This is a genomic window from Mesorhizobium sp. P2_B11, from assembly GCF_056404855.1.
In genome coordinates this window covers 473218-499904 of sequence record NZ_JBFUDF010000005.1, presented here as the reverse complement: position 1 = coordinate 499904, position 26687 = coordinate 473218, and the positions used below count along the sequence as shown (strand labels likewise).

Genomic DNA, 26687 nt, shown 5'->3' with positions numbered 1-26687 from the left:
CGCGAAGGAACGCGACGCACCTTTTCCGCAGACACGATTACAGCTCGATCTGGTACGCCCGCGGTTCCGCCGCCGCCGGTGGCATCTTGCCGTCCATGATCGCCGCTATGTCGCGGCGCAGGAAGTCCAGCGGGCCGATCGCCGGCTGGACTTGTGGCGGGATGCGGGCGTTGTCGCTGGCCGATTTCAGCACCCGGCGATCCTGCTGTAAGGCGAAGGCGAAGAGCGGCCGGAAGGCAAGCGCCTTGAGTTCTCCGAACAGGCCCTGGCGTGGGCCGATGAGCCAGCCGACGCCTTCGACGGTCCGTTCGTCCGCCTGGCGCAAATGGAAGGTCGTCGCCAGTGCCAGACCGCCCTTGCCCCAATATTCCAGCTCGACGATGCCTGGATGGCGGTAGCGGCCGATGGTCCTGGCGCGCTCGCCTTCCAGGAGCCGGCTGACCAGCCCCTGCTGGCGGTCCTCGCCGGTGTAGCAGCTTTCGACCCAGCCCTCGCCGCCGGTCACCTCGACGCGCACGAGATGGCGCTTTGCGGTGAGGCCGCGCAGCACGCCCTTGTGGGTGAAGTGGGTGTGGGTGGCGTCGAGAATGTTCTCGGCCGCGTCGAGCACCGTCGATTGCGCCGAACTGCGCACGCGCTTCACGACGACGTCCTTGCCCTGCATGCAATGGAGATAGGGCTCGCCCTCGGGCGTACCTGCCGAGACGAAGACGACGCCGTCGCGCTCGATCGCGGCATAGCGGCGGACGCGATAATGCGGCATGTCGCCGACATGGCCGGGAATGGCGGTGCAGCGGCCTTCGCCATTGTAGCGCCAGCCATGATAGGGGCATTCTATCTCACCGCCGATGACCTTGCCGGTCGACAGTTCGACCAGCCGGTGGGCGCAGCGGTCGAACAGTGCTGCTATGCCTTGCGCCGAGCGGAACAGCACCAGCGGCGCACCGTCGAACAGGATGCGCTTCGGCTTGGCTTTGATATCGGCGGACCGCATCACCGCCTGCCAATAGTCCTTCTGCTTCTGCTGCCTGGCTTCGCTCAAAGTTCAAATCTCCTGAGCAGGGGAATGCCTATCTTCGCCAGCACAAATTCCATGATCCGCACCGCCACACGTTGGCGGCGCGACAGATGGCCGGCATAGACGGCGTTGTATTCCACTGTCGCCACGGCACCGCGCAAGCGTTTGAAGGCGGCCGCACCGGCGCTCATGTTGAAGAACAGGCTATGCGCGGTGGCATGGTCCTGCGCCAGCGCCATCATCATGCGATAGAGCCCCTCATTCACCGGCAGGCTGGTGTCGTAACCGACGATCGGCTGCGTCAATGTCCTGCCATTCTTCGACAATGCGGTGACAGCGACCAGTTCACCGCCGGGACGACGCAGGCCTGCCAGTTGCAGAATTCCGCGACGGTGCATCTCGCCGATATAGCGGGCGGTGTAGTGCGGGTTGAGCGGCGTGTATTTGTCGAGATAGAGCATGCGATAAAGCGCTTCGCAGCGCGCATAGTCGGCTTCGGTGAAATCGGCGTCGCCAACTCTCTCGAAGGACGTGGTGCGCAGCCGCTTGCGGTCGCGCTTCATGTCGCTGGTCATGGCCGAACCGCGCTCAGTGAAGATGTAGATCTGTCGCGCCGCCAGCAGGCGAAATCCTTCCGCCTTCAGCGCCGCGATGGTCGAGGGATCGGCGATCTCGTTCAGCGAACGGATGAGAACAGCGCGGTCGGGAAAACGCGCGGTGAGATCGTCGCGGGTCGCCGCGACCGACTTGCGGTCGAGCAGCGGCACGGGATTGGTCGAATAGAGCCAGTTGTTGACCTGCACCTGATGGTCGAGGCCGCTGGCTCTCACCAGTGGTGCACAGAGGCCAATCAGCATGCGGATCGCTTTTTGCAGCAAGGGCGATGAGACGAAATTGCGGGTCTCGTCGATGGCATAGTCGATATAGGCGCTGGACGGGCAGCAGATGTAGCAGTTCGGCGCTTCGCTCCTGTCGTTCAGCGTTAGCGGAAAGGAGCGGCCGGCGCTCTCGAAGGTCTCGACGGCCACCGTCAGATTGCGCACGAGGTCGCGCACCGGCACCTCGTTGAAAAGCCGCACGAAAGTGTCGACATCGCGCGGGTTGTTCTCCACCCGGTCCACCTGCTCTCGCGACAATGCGGCAGGCCCGTTCACGGCTTCATCCCCAGCCGGCATTCGACGCGGCGCAGTTTACGGCTGGTCTCCAGCGACATGCCCTTTCGCACCAGGCTGACCGAAGCCGTCGCCTGGCGCGCCGCCAGCAGCGTGCGCACGGCCTGATGCGCGGCGGCGGCGGCTTCGTCGGCAAGCCCGGGCGCGAGGCTGAGCTCAATCGCATCGGGCGCGGTCTGGACCAGGCGGAAATCGTCGATGCGCCGGTCGGCCTTGAGCACCGCATTGCGCAGTATGTCGGGGGTGACCAGGATCTGGCCAAGCGGCGAGGCCAGCCGGAAGGCATCGTCCATGCGGCCGACGATCTCATCCACGGTGCGAAGCGGCGAGCCGCAGCGGCAGGGCGTTTGCGAAAGCCGCAACAGATCGTTCATCCGGTAGCGGGCCATGATCTGGGTCTGGCGGCGAAAGGCGGTGACCAGCGGCATGACCAGGCCATCGCCGGCTGGTTCGAACTCGAAGAACACCGAATCCTCGGCCAGATGCAGCCCACCCTTTCGGCAGGTCACGGCGAACAGGCCTTCCGTCGCCATGTAGATCTGGTCCAGCGATCGGCCAAAGAATGTTTCGATGACCGGCCGGTCGATCGGATCGAGCGTCTCGGCGGCACTGAAGATACGTTGCGGCTTCAGCCGAAAACCCTCGGCCGCGAAATGCCGCAGCATCTTTGGCGGCGCGATGATCACCGTCGGTGCGAAATTCTCGAGTGTGGCGCGCCAGCGCTCCGGCCCGCGCGTCAGTCCGAAGAAGCCGAGATCGATGCGCCGCGATTTGCGGGCGCTTTCGTAAAGCCCGGTGTTCTGCGGCAGGACCACCGCCACACGCTGCCGGCGCCAGATGAGATCGGGCACGGCCTTGGCCAGGATCGTGCCCAGCCAGCGATATTTTTCCGCTTCCGAAATGACGAACAGGCCGCGATTGCCCGACGTGCCGGTGCTGGCGCCGACCGTCAGATCACCGATGCGGCCATCGCCGGCCTGCGCCTTCCAGGCCTCGGCGACCGTGACGCTGCGGATGTTGAAGCGCTCGAAATTGTCCATCAGCGTCGCCTTGTCGGTCACCGGCAGGTCGCCGAGATGGCGTGGCGCCTTGCCGTAGAACGGGGCACGCGGCAGGTCGTGGTCGAGAAAGCGGCGCAAGGCATGCGCCTGCCAGCGCTCGAACCCCTCACGGCTCTTGCGCGAGAGCCATTGCGTCAGCGCAAACGCACGAACCGCTTCGGCCGGCCCGTTCATGCGCCCCCTCCGGCCAGATCGTAGGCCGTCATCGCCGGATCATGGCACAGCATGACCTCGCCGCCAGTTGCCAGAAACCGTCGCAACATCGTGCTGGTCGGCTCAAGCGCGGCGGCATCTTCGGCAAGCAAGGTCGCCGGCAGACCGGGCGTCCGGCTTTCGACCAGCGCTTTGATCAGCCATTGCGCATCGACGGCGTAGAGCAGCGGCCGCTCCAGCTTGGGAAACAGCAGGCCGAACTGGCCGTCGGCATGGCCGGGCAGATCGACGACTACAACGCTGCCGTCGCCGAACAGGTCGGCGCCGCCGGGCACATCACCGCGTGGCTCGACACGCCGCTTCGACGACAGCCCGTCGAGCCGTACCTCGAAATCGGCCGGAAACAGTTCTTTGAAAACGCCGTGGCGCAGATTCTGCCGGGTTGTCTTGGCCTTGGCGCGCGCCCAGGCGGCGTCGTCGGCGATGAAGCGGGCGTGGGGGAACAGCGACAGGCCCGACATGTGGTCGGCATGGAAATGGGTGACGATGACCGTGCGCACGTCCTTTGGCGACAGGCCGAAGCGTGCCAGCAGCGGCAGCGGCTGCTCGGCTTCGTTGAGCTGGGGCCGGAGGATCGCACTGTAGAGGCGCAGCGCGGTGCTGCGCTCGTTGCCCTGCGTCACGTGCGGTGTGTAGCCGGTGTCGATCAAGACCGGGCCAGCCTGCGGATGCAGGATCAGCCCGTAGCGGACCCTGAGCCGCACGCTCGCCCAGCTGCCGCCGCGCAAGATCAAGCGCTCGGCGGCGCTGACCCAGGCGCTGTTGGCGAAGACTATCTTCACGCCGCCTCCCGATTTTCCGTCGCCTTGCCGAAGGTGCGATCGAGCCCTTCCTCGAACGACACTTTCGGCGTCCAGCCGAGCATGCGGCCGGCCTTGGCGATATCGAGGCTTTGGGCATAGGCAAACAGGCCAAGACCGTAGCGCGTCACCGGCGGTTCGGGCCGGCCGGGCAGAAGCTCAGCCACCGTCTCGGCCAGCCCTGCCGCCAGCATCGCGGGCAAAAGCGGCATTTTGCGCCAGCGCGGCTGCACGCCGGCGCGGGCGCAGGCCGCCTCGGCGATATCCCGCACCGGCACCACCTCGCCGCCGGAGACGTTGAAGATCTGCCCCTCGGCAGTGCTGCCAGCGGACAGTGCGGCAAGCACGGCATCGACGACGTCATCGATGTAAGTAAGGTCGATGCGCGCCTTGCCGTCGCGAAACAGCGGCAGCGGGCGCTGCCGCGCCGCCTGCAGGAGGCGCGGCAGCAGCGTGCGGTCGCCGGGGCCATAGATGCCGCGGGGCCGCAGCACCAGCGCGCCGATCTCAGGCGCCGCCAGCACGATCTCCTCGCCCTGCCGCTTGGTGCGGGCATAGTGGTTGACCGGCGGCGGCAGGCCCGCTTCCTCGCTGACGCCGAGTTGGTCGCGATAGGCGAAACACACCGTTGGGCTGGAGATATGGACGAAGCGGCGCAGACCCTGCCGGCGGGCAAAATCGACGAGGTTGCGGGTGGCTGTCACATTGGCCGTCTCGAAATCGGCCAGCCTGCCGAAGGGCGCCGAAAGTGCGGCGCAATGGATAATCGCATCGACAGTGCCGAGCGCGCGATCAGCGGCAGCATCGAATGGTTTGGACAGGTCGAGGCGAACGACCTCGTGGCCATCGGCTTCAAGCGCCGCGCAGCGCTTTGCATCGCGGCCAACCCCAAGGGCCGGCGTGCCCGATGCCGCCAGCCGCGCCATGACATGCGCGCCGAGGAAACCGCTGGCGCCGGTGACGAGCACGCGCCCCATGCTCAGGCTTCCAGCGCCATGCCGCCGAACGACACGCCGGCCGAGGTGCCGAGGAACAGCACTTTGGCGCCTGGCGCAATGCGCCGATCACGGCGCGCGAGATCGAGCGCAAAGGGAATGGAAGCGGCGATCTGGTTGCCGTAGCGGGAGGCGATATCGACCAGCTTCTCCGGGGCAAAGCCGGTCTGGCGCGCCATATGGGCAAGCGCGAAGGGGCTCGCCTGATGCGGCACGACGACATCGACATCGTCGCGCCGCCAGCCGGCGCGGTCGAGCAATTCCGCCACGAAGCCATTGAAATGGCGCGACGTCACGCGGAACAGTTCCTTCCCGTCCATATGGAACAGGCTGTGGCCAGCAAATTCCTCGGGCTGGCGATGAAAGTCGAAACGCGTGCCGCCGGCGCCGATGCTGCAGGCGTCATAGGCAGAGGGATAGGTTCGCATCAGATTGGCCACCACCCTGCCCTCGCCGGGTGCTGCCAGCTGCAGGACCGCGGCCGCGGCGCCATCGCCGAACAGGGCCGCGATTTCCGGCTGGTCCTGCCATGGCAAGGCGCGCGAGGCGATCTCGGAAGAAAACACCAGCGCGGTGCGGCATTGGCCGGCCTCAAGCAGGCGCGATGCCGTCTCGAACGCGGTGAGGAAGCCGAGGCAGGTGCTGTTGACGTCGAAGGCGGCGGCCGATCCATCGGCAACGCCGAGGCGTTGCATGACCAGCGGTGCGGTCGCCGGCAACGGCTGGTAAGGCACGCCGCAACCGCCGATCACCAGATCGATGCTGCTGGCCTCCAGGCCTGCATCGGCAAGCGCCAGACGCGCCGCCGCACAAGCAAGATCAACCTGCGATTCGGCCTCGCAGACATAGCGCTCGATAACCCCGGTGGCAGCTTCGAGATGGCCTTCGCCAAGCCCCAGCCGCGAGTCGAGACTGCGCGACGTCACGCATTGAGCCGGCACGGCTCGCCCGGTTCCGATGATCTTGACCCGCATTCTCAGCCCGCCGCGTGAGTTGCGCTTTTCGCAATCCTTAGATCGGATCGTTCGGAGATAACAGCGTCGTTTTCAAGACGCGCCGGCGCTCCCTCCACTATTTCCGCACGTACTAATGCACGAATTATCATGACCGCGCCAAATTAGCGCCTATTCAACGCCGTAGTCTCAACCAACTTCTTTTTGATTTTGACTTGATCAAAAAACTAATGGTTAGAATAGATGCGTCGGTGGCCAATTCTTCTCGCAGTAGTAATCGTCGCCCCCTATGCGGGCTGTAAAGTCCTGGAGCGAAACCACCATTTGAGTTTCGCGCCATGCGGGATGGAAGTCAGCAGTATTGCCTATGTGACCGAAGAATCGTGGGGCATCGGAATGCCAGGCGACAATGAAACCGGCGTCATCGCCTACAACCTTCCGGATCGAGCCATGCAGGGGATCGACGCCCAGGGAATCGGGTATTTTCGTCAGCTGTCCTGTGCCAAGGGCTGGCATGATTGGCATGGCCGTTACGACGAATGGCAAGAAACTCCCATTCTCGCCGATGAAAAATGGGGCACCCCTGGGCCATCAAGGCTTGCCAACTATCTAAACCGCTATGGTTTTGGCATTCCGGTTTCTGGACCAATCGGAGCTGCCATAGATGGCGCGATCTCCGGTCCGGGCAGTTTCTATGCCTATGGCCGGATTGGTATGATCCTCGTCGTTCCCCGCAAACGTCAGGCTTTCTTTGTGTATACAGGTTAAGAACAAATTGCATCGCCGGTGTTCGGCATTCTGTTTCCTGCGGATCCCGCTCTGGGACACGCCAGTCTACGCCTTGCGCTCCCAGCGCCGGTCGGGCGTTTGCTGCCAGTAGGTCACGGCGTGGCCGGCCTCTTTCAACGTCTTCCAATGCGTGCGGGCGCCTTCGACCTGGGCTGCGTCATGGCCGTCGAACAGGAAGACGGCGCGTTCGTAGCCGGCGAGATCCGCGGGGGCGGCACCGTCGACGAGGAAGCGTATCTGCGCCTGGTTGGGATTGGCATCGCTGGTGGTCAAGAGGATCGGCTGCTCGGCGGGATAGGCTTCGCGGTCGGTCGCGTGGGCCAGGAAGGAATCGTCCCGGAATGTCCACAGATGCTGGTCGAGCGCGTCGCGCCGCTCTTCGGTGCCGGTCTGCACCACGGCGCGCCAACCGCGATCGACGCTGCGCTCGAGCAGGCCGGGCAGCGCATCCTCCAGCGTCGATTCGGTCAGGTGGTAGAACAGGACGTCGGCCATATCAGGCCTTATGCCTCGTAATTGTCGCGCACCAGGCGGTCGAGCAGCCTGACGCCGAAACCCGAGCCCCAGGACTGGTTGATCTCGCTCGGCGGCGAGCCCATCGCGGTGCCGGCGATGTCGAGATGCGCCCACGGCGTTTCCTTGACGAAGCGCTGCAGGAACTGCGCGGCGATGATGGCGCCGCCGTAGCGGCCGCCGATGTTCTTCATGTCGGCGTTCTTGGAATCGATCAGCTTGTCGTATTCGGCGCCGAGCGGCATGCGCCACAGCCGCTCCTGCGTCGCCTGGCCGGCCGCCGTCAACCTGTCCGACAGTTCGTCATTGTTGGAGAACAGGCCGGCATAGTGCTGGCCGAGCGCGACCATGATGGCGCCGGTCAGCGTCGCCAGATTGACCATGAATTTCGGCTGGAAACGGTCGTTGCAGTACCACAGCGCATCGGCCAGCACGAGGCGGCCTTCGGCGTCGGTGTTGAGCACCTCGATGGTCTGGCCCGACATCGAGGTGACGATGTCGCCCGGGCGCTGGGCATGGCCGTCGACGGCATTTTCCACCAGCCCGATGATGCCGACGACATTGGCCTTGGCCTTGCGCGCGGCCAACGCATGCATCAGCCCGGTAACGGCGGCGGCACCGCCCATATCGCCCTTCATGTCTTCCATGCCGGAGGCCGGCTTCATCGAATTGCCGCCGGTGTCGAAGGTGACGCCCTTGCCGACGAAGGCGACCGGCGCATCCTTGGCCTTGCCACCCTTCCATTGCATGACGGCCATGCGGGCGCCGCGCGGCGAGCCTTGCGCGACACCGAGCAGCGAGCCCATGCCGAGCTTCTTCATTTCCTTCTCGGTGAGGATTTCGACCTCGACGCCGAGCGCTTCCAGTTCCTTGGCACGGGCCGCGAATTCGACCGGGCCGAGCGCATTGGCCGGCTCGTTGACCAGGTCGCGCGCGAGAAGCACGCCGTCGACCACCGCCACTTCGTCGGCGAAGGCCTTTTTCGCGGCGGCCGGATCGGCAGTGTGGATGGTGACCTTGACCGGCTTCTTCGGCTCGGCGTCGTCCTTGTCCTTCCTGGTCTTGTATTTGTCGAAGGCGTAGCTGCGCAGGATGATACCGGCAGCCAGATTAGCCGCTTGCTTGCCGCTAATTTTTGCGCCCGGGACATCGAGAATGACGGCCACTTCGGTCGCCTTGCGCAGGGACGCGGCAACGGTGCCGCCAAGCTTCAGCCAGGCAAAGTCATCGAGGCTGGAGAGTTTGCCGGTGCCGACCGCCACCAGCCGGTCGAGCGATGTCCCCTGCGGCGCCAGCACTTCGACCACGCTGGCGAATTTTCCGGAAAACTCCGCCACCGGAAACGCCCGCGCCAGCGTTCCCTCCGGATCGCACGCCCTTGCCGGCTCGCCAAGACCGCCATCGTCGGCCGCCAGCACGAAGACGCTGCCCTTTTTGGGCGCGGCAAATTTGGCGAAGGCAATCAACGGTCTCAAAGTCATCAGGTCCTGCTTTCGGAAACGGCTCGGATTTTCAGGGAAGATGCGTTTTCAGGGAAGATGCGCGACATTTGGTCGTTTTCCTTCATTTGGCAAGACTTTGCCGGAATCGGGGCCCATATGCGCTGTGGAATCGATGACGATTCGTCGCGGCACGGCCCCGCTTTCCTGCCGCAACCTGTTGTTAACCATCGATGTTCTCGCTTTCTTATCCATTGCCGCCGACACTCCGGCCCGCGGGGCGGACGATGTGGGACGGAAATCGGATCGATCCGCTGAGATGGAAAGGCTTTGCAGACCCAGTTGTACAGGCGCAGCCGGACGACTACCTTGTCTGCGGGCATGATGCCGTTCGGCAAATCGAGAAAAGCCTTACATGAAGGTCGTTGAACGCTACATCATGCGTCGCGCGCTGGCGGTGTTTCTCGCTGCGCTGATCTGGACGCTGGCCATTGTCTGGACGACGCAGGTGCTCGCCCGCATCGACCTCGTCACCGACAACGGCCAATCGGCGCTGACGTTCTTCGAGGTCGCCGCCCTCATCATCCCCACAATCATCCCGATCGTGGTGCCGTTCGCCCTGGTGGTGGCGGTTGCCCAGACGCTCAGCGTCATGAACTCCGATTCGGAACTGGCTGTCATCAACGCCGCCGGCGCCTCGCGCTGGACGATCGCGCGACCAATCCTTTTGCTCGCGCTGGCCGCCAGCGTCTTTTCCTTCGCCGTCGACAATGGCATCGAACCCTATGCCAGGCAGAAGAACCGCCAGCTGATCGCATCCTCGCGCGCCGATCTTCTGTCGCTGATCATCCAGGAAGGCACGTTCCGCAAGATCGACGACGGGCTGTTCCTGCAGGTCGGCGAGCGGCTGCCGGACAACCGGCTCGGTGGCATCTTCGTCGCCGATTCGCGCGAGGAAGGCGCCAATCTGATCTATTATGCCAAGAGCGGCAGCGTCGTCGAAAAGGGTGACGAGAAGGTGCTGATGATGAATGACGGCGTCATTCATCGCAAGTCGCTGACCGGCGACCTTTCGGTCATCCGCTTCACCTCCTACGCCTTCGATCTGTCCGCCTTCATGTCGGCGGCGAACGATATTCTGCTGCTGCCCAAGGACCGGACGACGCAGTACCTGCTCAACCCGGACCCCAACGACAAGATCTTCCAGCGCCGGCCCGGCGCCTACAAGGCCGAGCTCGACCAGCGCTTTTCCGAATGGTCATACTCGTTGGTGTTCGCGCTGATCGCGCTGGCCGTGGCAGGCGATGCGCGCTCGCACCGTGAGGCGCGCATCCATCCGCTGATCACAGCCATCGCCATTGCGCTGTTCGTGCGCTGGCTGGGCTTCTTTGCCGCCGGGAAAGCCGACAAGATCCCGCAATACGCCTACATGGTCTATGGCGTGCCGATCGTCGCCTCGGCGGTCGCCACCTGGTTCATCGTCACCTCGCGAAGCATGGAACTGCCCGGCAGCTGGGCCGACTGGCTGACGAATTTCGCCGGCCGTGTCAGCGATGGCTGGACGGCGCTCAAGCTGCGCCTGACCCGGCGCTACACATCCGGCCAGGGAGCCTGACGATGGGCTGGACCCTGGGCCGCTACTTCTTCTTTCGCTACGTGTCGATCACGATCTGGTTCTTCATCGGCCTTCTGGCGCTGGTGTTCCTGATCGACTTCACCGAACTGTCCGGCCGCATCACCGGCCTGCCGGGCTTCACCTACGGCACGGCGGTCGCCATCTCGGCGCTGCGGATGCCGATGATCATGCTGCAGACGGTGCCGTTTGTCGGGCTGTTTTCGGCGATGGCGACGCTGGTGTCGCTCAACCGCAAATATGAGCTGGTGATTGCGCGTTCGGCCGGCGTGTCGGCCTGGCAGTTCCTGTTGCCCTGCTGCATCGGTGCGTTGTTATTCGGCGCGCTGTCGGTCGGCGTGCTCAATCCGATCGCCGCGCACGGCTTTTCCTGGTCGGAGCAGTTGGAAAACCAGCTGCGGTCCGGCAATTCGAACACGGTGGCGGCCGATGCCACGCCGTGGATCCGCCAGAAAACCAGCTCCGGTGACACCATCATCGGCGCCCGCGCCATTCTCAACCAGGGCCTGGAAATGGCCGACGCGGTGTTCTTCGTCCTCGATCCGCAAGGCAATATCGTCGAGCGCAAGGACGCGGCGCGGGCTTTCCTGCGCGACGGCTACTGGGAATTGCAGGACGTCAAGGTGTTCAAGGACGGCAACATCCGCTCGGAAGCGACCGACCAGTTGCCGACCAACCTCAAGCCGGAATTCGTGCAGGAACGGCTGGCGCGCCCCGAAACCATCCCGTTTTACGAGCTTCCCGGCAAGATTGAGGTTGCCCGCTCCTTCGGCCTCAAGGCAAATGCCTTCGCCATGCAGTTCGATTCGCTGGTGGCGTTACCGTTCCTGCTTGTGGCCATGACGCTGATTGCGGCAACAGTTTCAATGCGATTTGCGAGGATGGGGCAGTCAGCAACGATGATTCTGGGTGGCGTCCTCGCCGGCTTTCTGCTTTATGTCGTTTCGGTATTGGTCAAGGCATTCGGCGTGGCGGGATTCGTGCCCACAGCCGTGGCTGCATGGGTTCCGGTTGTCGTGGCTATGTTCTTCGGGGTGACATTCCTGCTATACAAGGAAGACGGCTAGTGAGGGAGGCGGCTTTGCGCAGCCATAGGCAGGCCGGTTTGGCGCGCCTTTATTCGGCGAGCGCCTTGGCATGCCTGCTTGCTTGCGGCGTGCTGACGGCCCCTGCGCTGGCGCAGGACGTCACCGACGTGGCAACGAAAGTTCCGTCCGGCACCCAGATGCTGCTGGCGGCAGATACGCTCGTCTATAACAACGACAACCAGACGGTCACCGCCGTCGGCGGCGTCCAGATCGACTATGGCGGCAACAAGCTCGTCGCCCAGCGCGTCGTGTATGATCGCAACACCAAGCGACTCCTTGCCAGCGGCAATGTCGAGATCGTCAACAGCGACGGCACCAAGATCAACTCGCAGCATATCGACATTACCGACGATTTCGCCGACGGTTTCGTCAACGCGCTGCGCGTCGAAACCCCCGAAAAGGCCTATTTCGCCGCCGAAAGCGCCGAGCGCATGGGCGGTGTGCTGACGACGTTCCACAACGGTGTCTATACGGCCTGCGAACCTTGCGAGGACAAGCCGGACAAGGCGCCGACCTGGCGGGTCAAAGCCAGGAAGATCATCTGGAACGGCGAAAAGAAGACGGTTCGCTTCGAGAACGCGAATTTCGAATTCTTTGGCTTCCCGCTGGCCTATCTACCGGCATTCGAGATCGCCGACCCGACGGTCAAGCGCAAAAGCGGCTTCCTGATCCCCAGCATCTCCTTCAACAAGGATCTCGGCGTCGGCGTCCATGTCCCCTACTATTTCGCCTTGTCGCCGACCTACGACCTCACCGTCACCGGCAGCGGCTATACCAAGCAGGGTTTCCTCGGCGAGGCCGAGTGGCGCCAGCGCTTCAACAATGGCCAGTACACGCTGAAGATCGCCGGCATCCGGCAAGAGGATCCCAACGGCTTCATCGACGCCGCTGCCTTCCCCTCCACGCTTGGCCACAATGTCAATTCGGGCGAGCTGGGCGATCCGAACAAATTCCGCGGCATGATGGGCACCAAAGGCCAGTTCGCGATCAATCCGCGCTGGGACTTCGGCTGGGACATCCTGCTGCAGAGCGACAAGAATTTCTCGCGCACCTATACGATCGACGGCTACAACGATTACGTCCACCAATCCAATGTTTACCTTACCGGTCTCAACGGCCGCAATTACTTCGATCTCAGGGCAATGCGCTTCCAGGTTCAGGAAAACGCCCCGGATGGCTACATTTCGGCGCGCAGCGACAAGCAACCCTGGGTGCTTCCGTCGCTCGACTACGCCTATATTCCCGACATGTCTGTGGCCGGCGGCCAGCTGTCGTTCAACGTCAACGCGCGGGTGATCCGCCGCGACGACCTCGATCAGGCCTTCAAAACACCGTATGATGATACCACGCCGGTTCAACGTGTGCGTGGCATTGAGGGAGAATCCGGCCGCCTGACTGCCGAGAGCGAATGGAAACGCACATTCACCACCGATGGCGGTTTGCAGTTGACGCCGCTTCTGGCGCTGCAGGGTGACGTCGACTACGTGAATGCTTCCTCGGCTTCCTTGGCTGCAATCGACGAGATGGCGAACACTGTCGGCACCACGAACGACATGCGGTCCTCCTTTGCCCGCTTCATGGCGACCGCCGGACTTGAAATGCGCTGGCCGGTGTTGTTCTCGATGGCCAGCTCCAGCCACATCGTCGAGCCGATGGCGCAGGTGTTCGTGCGCCCGAACGAGCAATATGTCGGCGGGCTCGCCGTTCCCAACGAGGACGCGCAGAGCTTCGTCTTCGACGCCACCACGCTGTTCGAGCGCGACAAGTTCTCCGGCTACGACCGCGTCGAAGGCGGCAGCCGCGCCAATGTCGGGTTCCGCTATTCCGGCGCCTATGACAATGGCTGGGGCACCAACGCCATCTTCGGCCAATCCTACCAGCTGGGCGGCCGCAACTCTTTCGATTCACCGGATTTGGTCAATGCGGGTGCCGATTCAGGGTTGGAGACGTCGACCTCCGATTATGTCGGCCTCGTCGGCTTCAGCAGCCCGAGCGGCTTCTCCGGCTCGTTCAGCGGCCGCTTCGACGAGCAGAGCTTCGAAGTTCGCCGCGCCGAGGTGAAGGCCGCATATTCCGGCCTGCCGGTTTCGCTAAGCGCCAAATACGCTTTCATCCAGGCGCAGCCGCTCTACGGTTTCACCACCGATCGCCACGAAGTCACGCTCGGCGCCTCGACGCACCTGGCCGAAAACTGGCGCGTGTTCGGCACAGGCACCTACGACCTGCAGCAAAGCGTGCTGGTCAAGGACGGCGTCGGCTTTGCCTACAATGATTCCTGCTTCACCTATCTGATGACGTTCTCGGAATCGCGCGACATCAACACCAGGGAAGTGTCGCAGAATGTCGGCTTCAACCTGTCGTTCCGCACGCTCGGCGATTTCGGCTCGTCACAAAGCTCGATCGACACCATCCAGTAGAGCCGGCTGACGACATCGTTTTGCCGCATAAAGCGGGCACGGCATTCGCTCATCCAGAACCGGGCTAGAATTGGGATGCTTTCGATGAGGAAATACCTGTTTTCGGCAGGATTCGCGCTCCTGGTAGCGGCGACCTCGGTCTCGGTCACCATGATGGCGCCGCCGGCTTTCGCCGTCGAGATCAAGTATGTCGTCAACGGCTTACCGATCACCACCGGCGACATCGCGCACCGGGCTGCCTTCCTGAAACTGCAGCGCAAGAAGGGCGATGCAGGCCAGGAGATGATCGACCAGACGCTGCGCCTCGCCGAGGCCAGGCGCCTCGGCATCCGCATCACCGACGCCCAGGTCGAGGCCGCCTATCAGCGCTTTGCCTCGACCAACAAGATGCAGCTCAAGCAATTGGACGGCGTCATGACGCAGTCCGGCGTGACCAAAGACCATTTCAAGGAATTCATCCGCGCGCAAATGGCGTGGAACCAGGCGCTGAGCGCACGCTATAGCGGCGGCGGCGGGCAGATGAGCGAACAGGACCTGGTCAAGCACATGCTCGAAAAAGGCGGCGCCAAGCCGAGCGCCACCGAGTACATGCTGCAGCAGGTGATCTTCGTGGTGCCGAAAGCCGAGCGCAGCGCCACACTCGCCAAACGCAAGCGTGAGGCCGAGGCCATGCGCGCCCGTTTTAATGGCTGCAACACCACGCGTGAATTCGCCAAGGGCCTCATCGACGTCACCGTTCGCGATCTCCCCCGGGTGCTGGCGCCGCAGCTTCCGCCGGACTGGGCCGAGCAGATCAAGGCCACCAAGCTGGGCGGCGCCACGGCCGTGCGCGAGACCGATCGCGGCATCGAATTCATCGGTATCTGCTCGTCGCGCGAGGTCTCCGACGACAAGGCTGCCCAGATGGTGTTCCAGAGCGAAAGCACCGGCGACAAGAACGCCGACGAACTCTCGGCCAAATATATCGAGGAGCTGAAGGCGAAAGCCAAGATCGTCACGCGCTGAAAACCGGCCTGGCCGTGCGTGACATAGAGCTTCCGCTGGCACTGAGCGTCGGCGATCCGTCCGGCATCGGGCCGGAAATCGCCATTGGCGCGTGGCAGAGCGCCCGCGGTTCGGGTGCGGCGCCCTTCTACCTTCTCGCCGATCCGGCGCTGATTGCCGCGCGGGCGCGCCGGCTCGGCGCCGAGGTCGCAATTGCGGAGACGGTGCCGGCGCAAGCAGCTGATGTCTTTCGGCATGCTTTGCCCGTGGTGCCGCTGGCGGCCCGCTTCACCGACGATCCCGGCCGGCCCGATGCGGCCAATGCCGCCGGCACCATCGAGGCGATCGACCGCGCCGTCGCCGACTGCCTTGCCGGCCACGCCGCTGCCGTCGTCACCTGTCCGATCGCCAAGAAGCCGCTCTACGATGCCGGCTTCGGCTTTCCCGGCCACACCGAATATCTGGCGCATCTGGCCTCTCTGCACACCGGTGGCGCGGTGACGCCGGTGATGCTGCTCGCCGGCCCCGAATTGCGCACCGTTCCGGTCACCATCCACATTGCGCTGGCCGAGGTGCCGAAGGCGCTGACGACGGAGCTGATCGTCGCGATCTCGCGCATCACCGCCGCCGATCTTGCTAGCCGCTTCGGCATCGCCAGGCCGAGGCTCGCGCTTGCCGGCCTCAATCCGCATGCAGGCGAAAGCGGCGCGATGGGGACGGAGGATGAGCGCATCATCCGTCCGGCGGTCGACATCTTGCGCGCGCAAGGCATCGACGCCTTCGGGCCGCTGCCGGCCGATACGATGTTTCATGCGCGCGCCCGCGCCGGCTATGACGTGGCGATCTGCATGTATCACGACCAGGCGTTGATCCCGGCCAAGGCGCTGGCCTTCGACGAGGCGGTCAACGTCACGCTCGGCCTGCCGTTCATCCGCACTTCGCCCGATCACGGCACAGCCTTCGACATCGCCGGCAAGGGCATCGCACGTCCCGACAGCCTGATCGCGGCGCTGAATTTGGCCCGCCGGCTGGCCGATACCGACACAAAGGTCGCAGCCGCATGAGCCCAAAACCATGAGCCTAAAGCCATGAGTATCGATGGGCTGCCGCCGCTGCGCGAGGTGATCGAACGCCATGGGCTGCAGGCGAAGAAGGCGCTTGGCCAGAATTTCCTGCTCGACCTCAATTTGACCGGCAAGATTGCGCGCGTCGCAGGCGACCTGACCAACAGCACGGTGATCGAGGTCGGCCCCGGGCCTGGCGGGCTGACCAGGGCGCTGCTGCTTGCCGGCGCCCGGCGCGTCATCGGCATCGAACGCGACGAACGTTGCCTGGCCGCACTGGCCGAGGTGTCCAACCACTATCCGGGCAGGCTTGAGGTGATCAGCGGCGACGCGCTGAAGACGGACTTTGCCGCTCTTGCCAGTGCCGCGTCGCAAGGCGGCGGCCCGGTAAGGATTGCCGCCAACCTGCCCTACAATATCGGCACCGAGCTTCTGATCCGCTGGCTGACCGTTGCCGACTGGCCGCCCTTCTATCAATCGATGACGCTGATGTTCCAGCGCGAGGTGGCCGAGCGCATCGTCGCCGGCGCGGGCAGCGACGCCTATGGCCGGCTCGGCGTGCTGGCCGGCTGGCGCACTGAAGCGAGGATCGCCTTCGACGTGCCGCCGCAAGCATTCACGCCGCCACCCAAGGTGACTTCCTCGGTGGTGCATCTGGTGCCGCGTGCCAGCCCGCTGGCCACCGACGTGAAAAAACTCGGCCGCGTCACCGAAGCCGCCTTCGGCCAGCGCCGGAAGATGCTGCGGCAGAGCGTGAAGAGCCTGGGGGGCGAGGCATTGCTGATGCGCGCCAATATCGATCCGACCCGACGGGCGGAGACGCTCAGCGTCGAGGAATTCGTAAGGCTGACGAACGCGGTTTGACCGCCGACGCCAGTCTAGCAATCGTCATTCAAACGCATTACATTGATGTTGAAGGAGATTGCCATGCCTGCAAATGCACTGGTCCAGACGCGTATCGACGCCGACATCCGGGATCGGGCTTCGGCGGTGCTCGAAAGCATGGGGATGACGGTCTCGGATGCGGTGCGGATATTGCTCACCCGAACCGCCAACGAGGGCGCGCTGCCCATCGATCTCGTCACAAACAACGAGGCCTATGACGCGTGGTTTCGCGCCAAAGTGCGCGAGGCGCTCGACGACACCCGACCCGACATTCCCGACGATCAAGTCGAGGCGCATTTTGCCGAGAGACGCGCAGCGGCGCGGCGCTCGGCTGGTGAACCTAAACCTTGAAAATAGTCTGGTCGCCATTCGCGCTTTCAGATCGCGACGGCATCTTCACGCATATCGAGGCTGACAATCCTGCGGCCGCGATCGCCGTCGATGAGCGGATCGTGGCCGCGATCAGCCGTCTTCGAGACTTTCCCCAAAGCGGCCGGCAAGGCAGGCTTGCAGGGACACGAGAGCTTGTCATCGTCGGCACGCCATACCTATCAGTTGACCGGCAGCACAATTCGAATCCTGCGCGTACTTCACGGAGCGCAGCGTTGGCCGGACGATCTGCCAGACAGCTGATGTGGCTGGATTACCCGGCGGTGAAGGAGCTACTTACTCCGTCTTCTCGTCCAACAGTCCCGATACGAAATCGAACAGTCCCGGCCGCCTGTCGCGCCGAAGCCGCTCTGCCGTCACGATGCCGCGCACTTCGGCGAAGGCGCGGTCGAGATCGTCGTTGACGATGACGAAGTCGTATTCCTTCCAGTGCTCGATCTCGTTGCGGGCGTTCTTCAGCCTGGTCTCGATCACCTGCTCCTGGTCTTCGGCGCGGCGCTTCAGCCGCGCCTTCAATTCTTTCATCGACGGCGGCAGGATGAAGATCGAGACGATGTCGGCGCGCATCTTTTCCTTGAGCTGCTGGGCGCCTTGCCAGTCGATGTCGAACAGCATGTCGCGGCCTTGCGCCAGCGCCAGTTCGGCCGGCTCGCGCGGCGTCGCATAGCAATTGCCATGCACCTCGGCCCATTCGAGCAGCGCGTCGGAATCGCGCAGCCGCTCGAATTCGCGCATGGTGCGGAAGTGGTAGTGGACGCCTTCGATCTCCGAGCCGCGGCGTGGCCTGGTGGTGACCGAGACCGACAGTTCCAGGCTGCCATCGCTTTCCAGCAGGTTGCGCGCGATCGTCGACTTGCCGGCGCCGGACGGCGACGACAAGACCAGCATCAGCCCGCGGCGGCGAATGCGGGACCCCAGATCCCTGGCAACCATCGGCTCCTTGGCACCCATGTGGGGTTACTCCAGATTCTGGACCTGTTCGCGAAACTGGTCGACCACCGCCTTGAGTTCCAGCCCTATGGCGGTGACGGCGGCGGCGTTCGACTTCGAACACAGCGTATTCGATTCGCGGTTGAATTCCTGCGCCAGAAAATCGAGCTTGCGGCCGATGGCGCCGCCATTTGCCAGCAGCGCCCTGCCCGACGCCACATGGGTCTTCAGCCGGTCGATTTCTTCGCGGATATCGGCCTTGGTGGCCAGAAACGCCGCTTCCATGTGCAGCCGGCCGGCATCGAGATTGGCCGACGCATCCATCAGCAGCCGCACCTGTTCGGCGATCCGCTCGCGGATTGCCGCCGGTTCGCGCGACGGGTCGGCCTCGGCCTTGAGCGTCAGCGCCTCGATGGCAGCGATGTGGCCGGAAAGCAGCGAGCGCAGCGCTTCGCCCTCGCTCTGGCGTGCATGCTCGAGACCGGCAAGCGCCGTTTCCAGCGCCGCCAGGATTGCCGTGTCGAGCGCTGCCCGCACCTCTTCGGTTTCGCTGGTTTCAGGTATATCCAATACACCGCGCAGGGAAAGCAGACCGTCGGCAGTTGCCGGTGCAACACCGAACTGCTCCTGCAGCCGCTTGGCCAGGCCGGCCAGATCCCGCAGGAAGACTTCGTTGACCACCGGCTGCACCTGCTGGCCGGCAGCGCGGCCGACGGTCAGCGTCGCCTGGAAATTGCCGCGCGAAAAGCGCTTCTGCAGCGTCTGCCGGACCGCCGGCTCGAGCCGCTCAAAACCTTGCGGCAGCCGCAGCCTGACCTCGACGCTCTTGCCGTTGACGGACTTGACCTCCCAGGCGATCGAGGCGCCGTCGTGCTCGGCGACGGCGCGTGCAAATCCGGTCATGCTCTGCAAATTCATGATGCGGCTCGTATCTCCCTGATGGCCCGATTCTGAAATTCCGCTCGCGTTCGATATCACGGGCAGCGCGAATGTCAGAATCGCAATACCGGCAAGGTGTTGATTTCCGGTGTCGATTTGATCTCGCTATGCCGAAATCAAACGAAGCAGAGGCAACTGAGCAAGGCCGAAGACGCGTCGAACCGAGCTGCTCGTTCAGAGCAGCCGCGCGGCGCCTGTGTCCGCAATGCGTAAGGTCAATCCGTCAAAAAGCGCCGGCCTGTTACTGGGCGGCCCCCGCATCGCCGCCGGCATCGCCACTGGCGTCACCGCTGTCGTCGTCATCCGCCGGCGCGTCAGTCTGGCCTGGGGTCTTGGCGCCCTTCGCGGCGTCTTCAGCTTGCTTCTTCTGCATTGCCCGGTAGCGAGCAACGTTCTCGTTGTGCTCGGCAAGCGTCGTGGCAAAGACATGGCCACCGGTGCCGTCGGCGACGAAGTAGAGGTCGTCGGTCTTCGACGGGTTGGCGACGGCTTCGAGTGCCGCGCGGCCAGGATTGGCGATCGGCGTCGGCGGCAGGCCGTTGATCAGATAGGTGTTGTAAGGTGTCTGCTTCTCGATGTCCGACTGGTAGATCGGTCGGTCGGCGGGTTTGCCCTTGCCGCCGAACAGCCCGTAAATGATGGTCGGATCCGATTGCAGCCGCATGCCCTTGGCCAGACGGTTGAGGAAGACGGCGGCAACGCGCGAGCGCTCGTCGCCCCGGCCTGTTTCCTTTTCGACGATCGAGGCCAAGGTGACGAAGTCGTCGACATTGGCCAGAGGCAGGTCGGGCGCGCGCCGCTGCCAGACCTCGTCGACGAGCTTCTTCTGGTCGGCGAGCAGCTTGTCGACCATCTGCTGGCGCGTGGCGCCGCGGGTGAAGCGCAACGTATCGGTGGCAAGGCTGCCTTCGGCCGGCTTGGTCGCCGGCATGTCCCCGGTCAGCGCATCCTGCTCGGCGACGCGCTGCAGCGCCTGCTCGACCGTCAGGCCCTCGGGAATGGTCAGCGAGTACATCACCGACTTGCCGCTCTTCAGAAGCTCCATGATGTCGCGCATGGAAGCGCGCGGCTTGACCTCGTATTCGCCGGCCTTCAGCGCTGAATCATTGCCATAGACGCGCACGCCAATGCGGAAGATGCGGGCGTCGCTGATCAATCCACGCCGTTCGAGCTGGTCGGCGATGTCCTGGACGCCGGTGCTCGGCTTGACCAGGAAGGTGTCGCCGGCGACCGACGGGCCCGGTTCGTTGAAGGCCTGCTTGCCGAAATAGAGCGAGACGCCGGCGGCGAGGATCATCAACATAACCGCGGAGATGACGAAGTTCATGAACACCACGACCTGGCTGCGCGAGGCGCGGGAGCGCTTCGGCGGCGGCGTGCCGGCTTCCGGCCGCAAGGCCTCGGCCGCAGTCTTCGGCACAATCGGGCCGGTCTGCTGGTTTTGTCCGAATTGTCCGCTGCCGCCCGGATTGGTGTTCATAAGCGCCCTACCATCTGATCTCTTAGAGCGACCATGCGTCCGGTTGGACGCACAGCGTGCCCTAACATTTCAAGCCTACGCATCGTGCTTTTAAAAAAAGCGCCTTCGGTTTCAGGCCGATGCGACGAATCCCCAGCGGCAGAGTAGGCTCGAATATGGCAAAATTGACGACAGACCGCTGGCGCGCCGGTCGATACCGCAATCAGCCGACATACCGCTGGAAGACCAGCGAAGCGTTGGTGCCGCCAAAGCCGAAGGAGTTGGACAATGCCACGTCGATCTGGCGGGGTCGTGGCGTGTTCGCTACCAGATCGATCGCGGTTTCGCGTTCCGGGTTGTCGAGATTGATGGTGGCGGGCGCGATGTTGTCGCGGATGGCGAGGATCGAGAAGATCGCCTCGGCGGCACCCGCGGCACCCAGGAGATGGCCGATCGACGATTTTGTCGACGACATCGAGATCTTCGAGGCGGCATTGCCGACCAGCCGCTCGACGGCGCCGAGCTCGATCGTGTCGGCCATGGTCGAGGTGCCATGCGCGTTGATGTAATCGATATCTGCGGGCGTCAGCTTGGCCCGGTTCAGCGCCGCCGTCATGCAGCGGAAGGCGCCGTCGCCATCTTCGGCAGGTGCGGTGATGTGATAGGCGTCGCCGGTCAGGCCGTAGCCGGTGACCTCGGCATAGATCCTGGCGCCGCGCGCCTTGGCGTGTTCGAGCTCTTCCAGCACGACCACGCCGGCGCCCTCGCCCATGACAAAGCCGTCACGGTCGCGGTCATAGGGACGCGAGGCCTTTTCAGGCGTGTCGTTGCGCTCGGTGGACAGTGCCCGGCAAGCGGCGAAGCCGGCAAGCGAAAGCCTGGTCACCGGCGATTCCGCACCGCCGGCCAGCATCACGTCGGCATCGCCGAAGATGATCAGCCGGGCGGCATCGCCGATGGCGTGCGCGCCGGTCGAGCAGGCAGTAACGACGGCATGATTGGGGCCTTTCAGCCCATGCCGGATCGACACCTGGCCCGACACCAGGTTGATGATGTTTCCAGGAATGAAGAACGGGCTGATGCGGCGCGGTCCACGCTCGTGCAGGATCAGCGCATTCTCGGCGATGCCCTCGAGGCCGCCAATGCCTGAGCCGATCATGACGCCGGTGGCGCAACGCTCGGCTTCGGTGCTCGGCTCCCAGCCGGAATCCTTCAGCGCTTCGTCGGCGGCCGCAATCCCGTACAGGATGAAGTCGCCGATCTTGCGCAGTTCCTTGGGCTCAAGCACGGCTTCGGGGTTGAGCGTGCCGTTGGTGCCATCACCGCGCGGAATGACGTGGGCGATCTTGCAGGCAAGATCTTCCACTTCAAACTCGGTGACGCGCTTGGCGGCGCTGCGGCCGGTCAGCAGTTCCTTCCAGCTGTGCTCGAAGCCCATGCCGAATGGCGAAACCAGGCCAAGGCCCGTGACGACGACACGCCTCATCGCAGGTCCTCCCTGGTGATGACTGCGGATAGCGTCAGGCCGAAGCCTTGTCGATGTACTTCACGGCGTCGCCGACGGTCAGGATGGTCTCGGCCGCATCGTCCGGAATCTCGACGCCGAACTCTTCTTCGAACGCCATGACGAGTTCGACCGTGTCGAGGCTGTCCGCGCCCAGATCATCGATGAAGCTCGCCTGCTCCGTCACCTTGTCGGCATCGACGCCAAGATGTTCGATGACGATCTTCTTGACGCGCTCTGCGGTGTCACTCATTTGGGGCATCCTCGTCTTTTGTTTGTCTGTCTTCGTTAGCGGGCAGAATGCCGCTAATCAAGCTGAAAGATGGTCCTGCCGGAAACGCAACGGCGCCGGACCGGTTTTTGCCCGAACCGCCGGGTTGCGGGCCGCATTACACGAAAATTGGCTAAGGTCCAAGGCGAAATGGTCACTTTTCACAAGCCGGCCATGTCTTGTCCTAAGCCGGCCCTATCCCCTCAAATCATCGCCATGCCGCCGTTGACATGGATGGTCTGTCCGGTGACGTAAGCGGCCTCGTTGGAGGCGAGATAGGCGACTGCAGACGCCACTTCAACGCTCGTGCCCATGCGGCGCGTCGGAATCGCCGCCATGATCGCGTCTTTTTGCTTGTCGTTGAGCTTGTCGGTCATGGCCGATTCAATGAAGCCCGGGGCGACGCAGTTGACGGTGATGTTGCGGGTGGCGATCTCCTGCGCCAGCGACTTGGAAAAGCCGATCATGCCGGCCTTGGAGGCGCAGTAATTGGTCTGGCCGGGATTGCCGGTGACGCCGACCACCGAGGTGATGTTGATGATGCGGCCATGCCGGCGGCGCATCATCGGATGAGTAAGCTCGCGCGTCAGCCGGAACACGGCCGTGAGGTTGACCTCAAGAACACTGTCCCAATCGGCATCCGCCATGCGCACGAACAGTCCGTCCTTGGTGATGCCGGCATTGTTGACCAGTATGTCGACGCCTTCGAGTTCGGCTTCCGCCTTCTGGCCGAGCGCCTTGACCTCGTCGCGGTTGGCCAGATTGGCCGGGAACAGCTTTACCCGGTCGCCGAGTTCGCCGGCCAGGGTCTCCAGCTTTTCGATGCGGGTGCCGTGCAGGCCGACAATGGCGCCTTGCGCATGCAGCACGCGGGCAATCGCCTCGCCAATGCCTCCCGATGCGCCGGTGACAAGCGCCTTGCGGCCGGTCAGTTCGAACATTTTCGTCTCCTGATCTTAAGAGAACACCCTTCCCACGGGAGGGGTCAAATCGCCAGTGGATTATGCAAGCGCGGCCAGCGCAGCCTCGATATCGGCCGGGGTGCCGACGGCCGATGTGGCGATATGGCGGTTGATGCGCCGCGCCAGGCCCGACAGCACTTTGCCGGCGCCGATCTCATAGAGCGTGGCAACGCCGTTGGCGCCGAACCACTCCACCGTTTCGCGCCAGCGCACGCGGCCGGTGATCTGCTCGACCAGGCGCCGCGCGATCTCGTCGGGATCGCTGGTCGGGGTCACGGTGACGTTGGAAACGACGGGAACCACCGGCGCATGCTTGGCTACCCCGGCCAGCGCCTCGCGCATGACATTGGCCGCCGGCGCCATCAGCGCCGAGTGGAAGGGGGCGGAGACCTGCAGCATCAGCGCCCGCTTGGCGCCCTTTTCGGTGCACAGTTTTGCGGCGAGTTCCACCGCCGCCTTGGCGCCGGAGATCACCAGCTGTCCGCCACCATTGTCGTTGGCGATCTGGCAGACCTTGCCGGAGCCTGTTGCAGCTTCGGTGCAGGCGGCTTCGACATCGGGCTGTTCCAGTCCGATGATCGCCGCCATCGCACCCTCGCCGGCCGGCACTGCCGCCTGCATGGCATTGCCGCGGATGCGCAGCAACCGGGCCGCATCGGCGACCGAGACGAAGCCGGCCGCCGCCAGGGCTGAATATTCGCCGAGCGAGTGTCCGGCGACGAAAGCCACCTTGCCCTTCAGCGAAAAGCCGCGCGCTTCCAATGCTCGCACCGCGGCCAACGACACCGCCATGAGCGCCGGCTGGGCATTGGCGGTCAGGGTGAGCGTCTCTTCCGGGCCTTCCCAGATCAATCTCGACAGCTTTTCACCCAGCGCGTCATCGACTTCCTCGAAGACCCTGCGCGCCTCGGGGAAGGCGTCGGCGAGGTCCTTGCCCATGCCGACAGCCTGGCTGCCCTGTCCCGGAAAGGTGAATGCGATGGCCATTTGGGCGCTCTCCAGCGGCTGATTTTTCCTGCCTGTGACGCAAGGCGGACCGCCAAGTCAAGCCCGCAAGCGGCATTTCGGCCCTTGTCCGAGGTGGAAGCCAGCCTTGAGTCCCTGTTCCGAAAGGCTTTTTGCCGATCACTCCTGATGAAAACCGCTCACGAATCGTTTGCTGGCTCTTCTTATTTTCGCCACAGGCGCTAGCTTTTGGATGACAGTTCTATGACAGAACGGTGACGCGAGTGGAAAAACGCGTTGCTTGGGCCGGGGGAAAGAGAAGTGGCAAGGATCAGGAAGGGCGCGGCAGTACCCGCGCCACAATTCTTGGAAGACGATCCGGCCACCGGCTATCTGCCGGGGCGCAGATGGCCTGTCATCCGCTACGGCCTGGTCACGCTGCTTGCCTCCGCCGTCCTAGTATTCGCCATCGAATGGATCGTGCGCGGCGACTTCTTCGGCACGGTCGACTTCTTCCTGCAGCCGTTCAAGCCGGGCTGGACCACCATCATCGTCTTTGCACTGGTGCTGATCGGACTGGACGCGGTGCTCGGCCGCAGCCACCAGAGCCTGATGATCGTGGCGCCGCTGACACTGGCGCTGGCCTTTGTCGGGCACCAGAAGTCGCACTATCTCGGCGATCCGCTCTACCCGACCGATTTCCTCTATTCGCGCCAGATCATGGCATTGATGCCGCTTCTGGTGCGCGAGCGGCCCTGGACGGCGGTCGCCATGGCGGCCGGTATTGTCGCCGGCCTGTCGCTGCTGGTCTATGGCTGGCGGCAGTGGCGCCGCAAGGTGCCGATCCTCAGCCGCAAGGGGCGCCTGGCGCGGCTGACGCTGGCGGTGCCGCTGCTCGCCTTCTTCGTCTCGATCATGGATTACGCCACCTTCTCGTGGACCCGCGACCGGCTGCAGATCATCCCGATCATGTGGGACCAGAAGGAAAACTATGCCTCCAACGGGTTTGCGCTGGCTTTCGCGCTCAACGTGCCGATGGCGCATGTCTCGGCACCGGCCGGCTATTCCGACAAGGCGATCGATGCGATCGACAGGCCTGATGTGACGGCCTCGGTGCCGGACGAGAAACCCGACATCATCGTTGTCATGAGCGAATCCTTCTGGGATGCGACGAAACTGCCCGGCGTCACCATCACGCCGGACCCGATCCCCAATGTGCGCGCTCTGCGCTCGGGCTACATGTTCTCGCCGGAATTCGGCGGCATGACCGCCAACATCGAATTCGAGGCGCTGACCGGCTTTTCCAATGCCTTCCTGCCGGCGGGCTCGATCCCCTATCAGCAATATGTGCGCACGCCGACGCCGTCGCTGGCGACATTCCTGAAAAGCGAAGGCTATCGGGCGCGCGCCATCCATCCCGGCACCAACTGGTTCTGGAACCGCGGCGCCGTCTATGCCGATTTCGGCTTCAACGATTTCCGCTCGGAAGAGACGCTGCCGCCGCTGGAAAAGCGCGGGCCGCTGGCCTCCGACTCGGCAATGACCGACGAGATCATCGCAGAGGCCGACGCCAGCGAGGACCCGGTGTTCTTCTTCGCCGTCAGCCTGCAGAACCACGGCCCCTACGAGCCGTACCGCTATTACAATCCGACCCACAAAATCGCGGCACCGATCAGCACATGGGCGCGGGAATCGCTGCTCAGCTACGCCGAGGGTTCGGCCGATGCCGACCGTGGCCTCGAACGGCTGATCGAATGGGCAAAGAAGCGTGAGCGGCCGACGGTCATCGCCTTCTTCGGCGACCATCTGCCGCCGCTCGGCCCTGTCTATGTCGAGACAGGCTTCCTGAAAGACAATGTCGCGCCGCGCAGGGAGGCTACGCCGGAGGCGGCACTCGAGCACCACCAGACGCCGCTGATCATCTGGTCGAACCGCACCGGTCCGGCGCAGGATATGGGCGCGGTCAGCCCGGCCTTCCTGCCCTACCACATCCTGACCACGGCCGGCATCACGCACCCTTACTACACCGGCTTCCTCGGCGCGCTGCGCGAACGCTACCGCGTCGTCGACCGCAATCTTCTGCTGACACCGTCAGGCGAAGCGACGCCCGACTGGGCGCGGCAGAAGGACGTCGATCCGGCGATCAACGATTTCCGCCTGCTGCAATACGACATGATGTTCGGCAAGCGTAAGGCCGCGCCCGACTTCTTCCCCGAAACGGTGGACAAGGTCGTCGCCCATACAAGTTGAGCAGACGGGCCGC

General features: G+C 63.9%; 24 protein-coding genes and 1 pseudogene. 10 read left to right on the top strand and 15 right to left on the bottom strand.

Features of this window, described 5'->3' with window-relative positions:
* Nucleotides 1–37: 37 nt before the first annotated feature.
* The 6 genes from AC1DYJ_RS19085 to AC1DYJ_RS19060 are packed head-to-tail and all read right to left on the bottom strand — an operon-like array spanning nucleotide 38 to nucleotide 6233.
* Entirely contained in the window at nucleotides 38–1042 is a 1005-nt protein-coding gene (locus AC1DYJ_RS19085) for a Rieske 2Fe-2S domain-containing protein (protein ID WP_477288091.1), read from the bottom strand.
* A complete protein-coding gene (locus AC1DYJ_RS19080) occupies nucleotides 1039–2172 on the bottom strand; it encodes a GNAT family N-acetyltransferase (protein ID WP_477288093.1) in 1134 nt (377 codons plus the stop codon). Before AC1DYJ_RS19080 ends, AC1DYJ_RS19085 begins: the two co-directional genes overlap by 4 nt.
* Nucleotides 2169–3425 (bottom strand): F390 synthetase-related protein, encoded by a 1257-nt coding sequence (locus AC1DYJ_RS19075; RefSeq protein ID WP_477288095.1) that lies wholly within the window; start codon nucleotides 3423–3425, stop codon nucleotides 2169–2171. Before AC1DYJ_RS19075 ends, AC1DYJ_RS19080 begins: the two co-directional genes overlap by 4 nt.
* Nucleotides 3422–4246, bottom strand: coding sequence for an MBL fold metallo-hydrolase (locus AC1DYJ_RS19070; protein ID WP_477288097.1), 825 nt, complete (start codon nucleotides 4244–4246; stop codon nucleotides 3422–3424). The genes AC1DYJ_RS19075 and AC1DYJ_RS19070 overlap by 4 nt, the downstream gene beginning before the upstream one ends.
* Nucleotides 4243–5241 (bottom strand): NAD-dependent epimerase/dehydratase family protein, encoded by a 999-nt coding sequence (locus AC1DYJ_RS19065; RefSeq protein ID WP_477288099.1) that lies wholly within the window; start codon nucleotides 5239–5241, stop codon nucleotides 4243–4245. The genes AC1DYJ_RS19070 and AC1DYJ_RS19065 overlap by 4 nt, the downstream gene beginning before the upstream one ends.
* Before the next feature lie 2 nt (nucleotides 5242–5243).
* Nucleotides 5244–6233: a 3-oxoacyl-[acyl-carrier-protein] synthase III C-terminal domain-containing protein gene (locus AC1DYJ_RS19060; protein ID WP_477288101.1), complete on the bottom strand. Its 990-nt coding sequence runs from the start codon at nucleotides 6231–6233 to the stop codon at nucleotides 5244–5246.
* A 324-nt stretch (nucleotides 6234–6557) separates the two neighbouring features.
* On the opposite strand from AC1DYJ_RS19060, the gene AC1DYJ_RS19055 reads away from it, so the two are divergent.
* Complete coding sequence (locus AC1DYJ_RS19055) at nucleotides 6558–6980, top strand: hypothetical protein (protein ID WP_477288103.1); 423 nt, start codon at nucleotides 6558–6560, stop codon at nucleotides 6978–6980.
* Between the two features lie 66 nt (nucleotides 6981–7046).
* Here the strand turns inward: AC1DYJ_RS19055 and AC1DYJ_RS19050 are convergent, their stop codons facing one another.
* Together AC1DYJ_RS19050 and AC1DYJ_RS19045 are read right to left on the bottom strand one after the other, a co-directional pair.
* A complete protein-coding gene (locus AC1DYJ_RS19050) occupies nucleotides 7047–7496 on the bottom strand; it encodes a DNA polymerase III subunit chi (RefSeq protein WP_477288106.1) in 450 nt (149 codons plus the stop codon).
* Between the two features lie 8 nt (nucleotides 7497–7504).
* Nucleotides 7505–8995, bottom strand: a complete 1491-nt coding sequence (locus AC1DYJ_RS19045) for a leucyl aminopeptidase (protein WP_477288108.1) — start codon at nucleotides 8993–8995, stop codon at nucleotides 7505–7507.
* Between the two features lie 373 nt (nucleotides 8996–9368).
* Between AC1DYJ_RS19045 and lptF the strand changes: the two genes are divergently transcribed.
* The 8 genes and pseudogenes from lptF to AC1DYJ_RS19005 all read left to right on the top strand — a co-directional run bounded on the left by lptF (nucleotide 9369) and on the right by AC1DYJ_RS19005 (nucleotide 17657).
* Nucleotides 9369–10568, top strand: a complete 1200-nt coding sequence (lptF, locus tag AC1DYJ_RS19040) for an LPS export ABC transporter permease LptF (RefSeq protein ID WP_477288110.1) — start codon at nucleotides 9369–9371, stop codon at nucleotides 10566–10568.
* A gap of 2 nt (nucleotides 10569–10570) precedes the next feature.
* Nucleotides 10571–11653, top strand: a complete 1083-nt coding sequence (gene lptG / locus AC1DYJ_RS19035; protein WP_477288112.1) for an LPS export ABC transporter permease LptG — start codon at nucleotides 10571–10573, stop codon at nucleotides 11651–11653.
* Nucleotides 11653–14091, top strand: coding sequence for an LPS-assembly protein LptD (locus AC1DYJ_RS19030; RefSeq protein WP_477288114.1), 2439 nt, complete (start codon nucleotides 11653–11655; stop codon nucleotides 14089–14091). The genes lptG and AC1DYJ_RS19030 overlap by 1 nt, the downstream gene beginning before the upstream one ends.
* A 75-nt stretch (nucleotides 14092–14166) precedes the next feature.
* A complete protein-coding gene (locus tag AC1DYJ_RS19025; protein ID WP_477288116.1) occupies nucleotides 14167–15096 on the top strand; it encodes a SurA N-terminal domain-containing protein in 930 nt (309 codons plus the stop codon).
* Between the two features lie 14 nt (nucleotides 15097–15110).
* Nucleotides 15111–16139 (top strand): 4-hydroxythreonine-4-phosphate dehydrogenase PdxA, encoded by a 1029-nt coding sequence (pdxA, locus tag AC1DYJ_RS19020; RefSeq protein ID WP_477288118.1) that lies wholly within the window; start codon nucleotides 15111–15113, stop codon nucleotides 16137–16139.
* 24 nt (nucleotides 16140–16163) lie between these two features.
* Nucleotides 16164–17003: a 16S rRNA (adenine(1518)-N(6)/adenine(1519)-N(6))-dimethyltransferase RsmA gene (gene rsmA, locus AC1DYJ_RS19015; protein ID WP_477288120.1), complete on the top strand. Its 840-nt coding sequence runs from the start codon at nucleotides 16164–16166 to the stop codon at nucleotides 17001–17003.
* Nucleotides 17004–17066: 63 nt separating this feature from the next.
* Nucleotides 17067–17375, top strand: a complete 309-nt coding sequence (gene relB / locus AC1DYJ_RS19010) for a type II toxin-antitoxin system RelB family antitoxin (RefSeq protein ID WP_477288122.1) — start codon at nucleotides 17067–17069, stop codon at nucleotides 17373–17375.
* Nucleotides 17372–17657, top strand: a pseudogene (locus tag AC1DYJ_RS19005) (type II toxin-antitoxin system RelE/ParE family toxin). The gene relB and the pseudogene AC1DYJ_RS19005 overlap by 4 nt, the downstream one beginning before the upstream one ends.
* Nucleotides 17658–17690: 33 nt before the next feature.
* Here the strand turns inward: AC1DYJ_RS19005 and gmk are convergent.
* The 7 genes from gmk to fabD all read right to left on the bottom strand — a co-directional run bounded on the left by gmk (nucleotide 17691) and on the right by fabD (nucleotide 24466).
* Nucleotides 17691–18365: a guanylate kinase gene (gene gmk, locus AC1DYJ_RS19000; protein WP_162712060.1), complete on the bottom strand. Its 675-nt coding sequence runs from the start codon at nucleotides 18363–18365 to the stop codon at nucleotides 17691–17693.
* A 6-nt stretch (nucleotides 18366–18371) separates the two neighbouring features.
* Nucleotides 18372–19262 carry a YicC/YloC family endoribonuclease gene (locus AC1DYJ_RS18995; protein WP_477288124.1) on the bottom strand — a complete coding sequence of 297 codons (891 nt, stop codon included), beginning with the start codon at nucleotides 19260–19262 and terminating at the stop codon, nucleotides 18372–18374.
* 262 nt (nucleotides 19263–19524) lie between these two features.
* Entirely contained in the window at nucleotides 19525–20763 is a 1239-nt protein-coding gene (mltG, locus tag AC1DYJ_RS18990; RefSeq protein WP_477288126.1) for an endolytic transglycosylase MltG, read from the bottom strand.
* Nucleotides 20764–20965: 202 nt separating this feature from the next.
* A complete protein-coding gene (fabF, locus tag AC1DYJ_RS18985; RefSeq protein WP_477288128.1) occupies nucleotides 20966–22228 on the bottom strand; it encodes a beta-ketoacyl-ACP synthase II in 1263 nt (420 codons plus the stop codon).
* A gap of 34 nt (nucleotides 22229–22262) precedes the next feature.
* Nucleotides 22263–22499 carry an acyl carrier protein gene (locus AC1DYJ_RS18980; protein WP_006203723.1) on the bottom strand — a complete coding sequence of 79 codons (237 nt, stop codon included), beginning with the start codon at nucleotides 22497–22499 and terminating at the stop codon, nucleotides 22263–22265.
* A 221-nt stretch (nucleotides 22500–22720) separates the two neighbouring features.
* Nucleotides 22721–23458, bottom strand: coding sequence for a 3-oxoacyl-[acyl-carrier-protein] reductase (fabG, locus tag AC1DYJ_RS18975; protein WP_477288130.1), 738 nt, complete (start codon nucleotides 23456–23458; stop codon nucleotides 22721–22723).
* 60 nt (nucleotides 23459–23518) lie between these two features.
* The gene (gene fabD, locus AC1DYJ_RS18970; RefSeq protein WP_477288132.1) at nucleotides 23519–24466 is read right to left on the bottom strand and encodes an ACP S-malonyltransferase; all 948 of its coding nucleotides are present in this window, start codon (nucleotides 24464–24466) and stop codon (nucleotides 23519–23521) included.
* Between the two features lie 279 nt (nucleotides 24467–24745).
* Here fabD and AC1DYJ_RS18965 point away from each other — a divergent pair, with 279 nt between their 5' ends.
* Complete coding sequence (locus AC1DYJ_RS18965; RefSeq protein WP_477288134.1) at nucleotides 24746–26674, top strand: LTA synthase family protein; 1929 nt, start codon at nucleotides 24746–24748, stop codon at nucleotides 26672–26674.
* The last annotated feature ends 13 nt before the right edge of the window (nucleotides 26675–26687 follow it).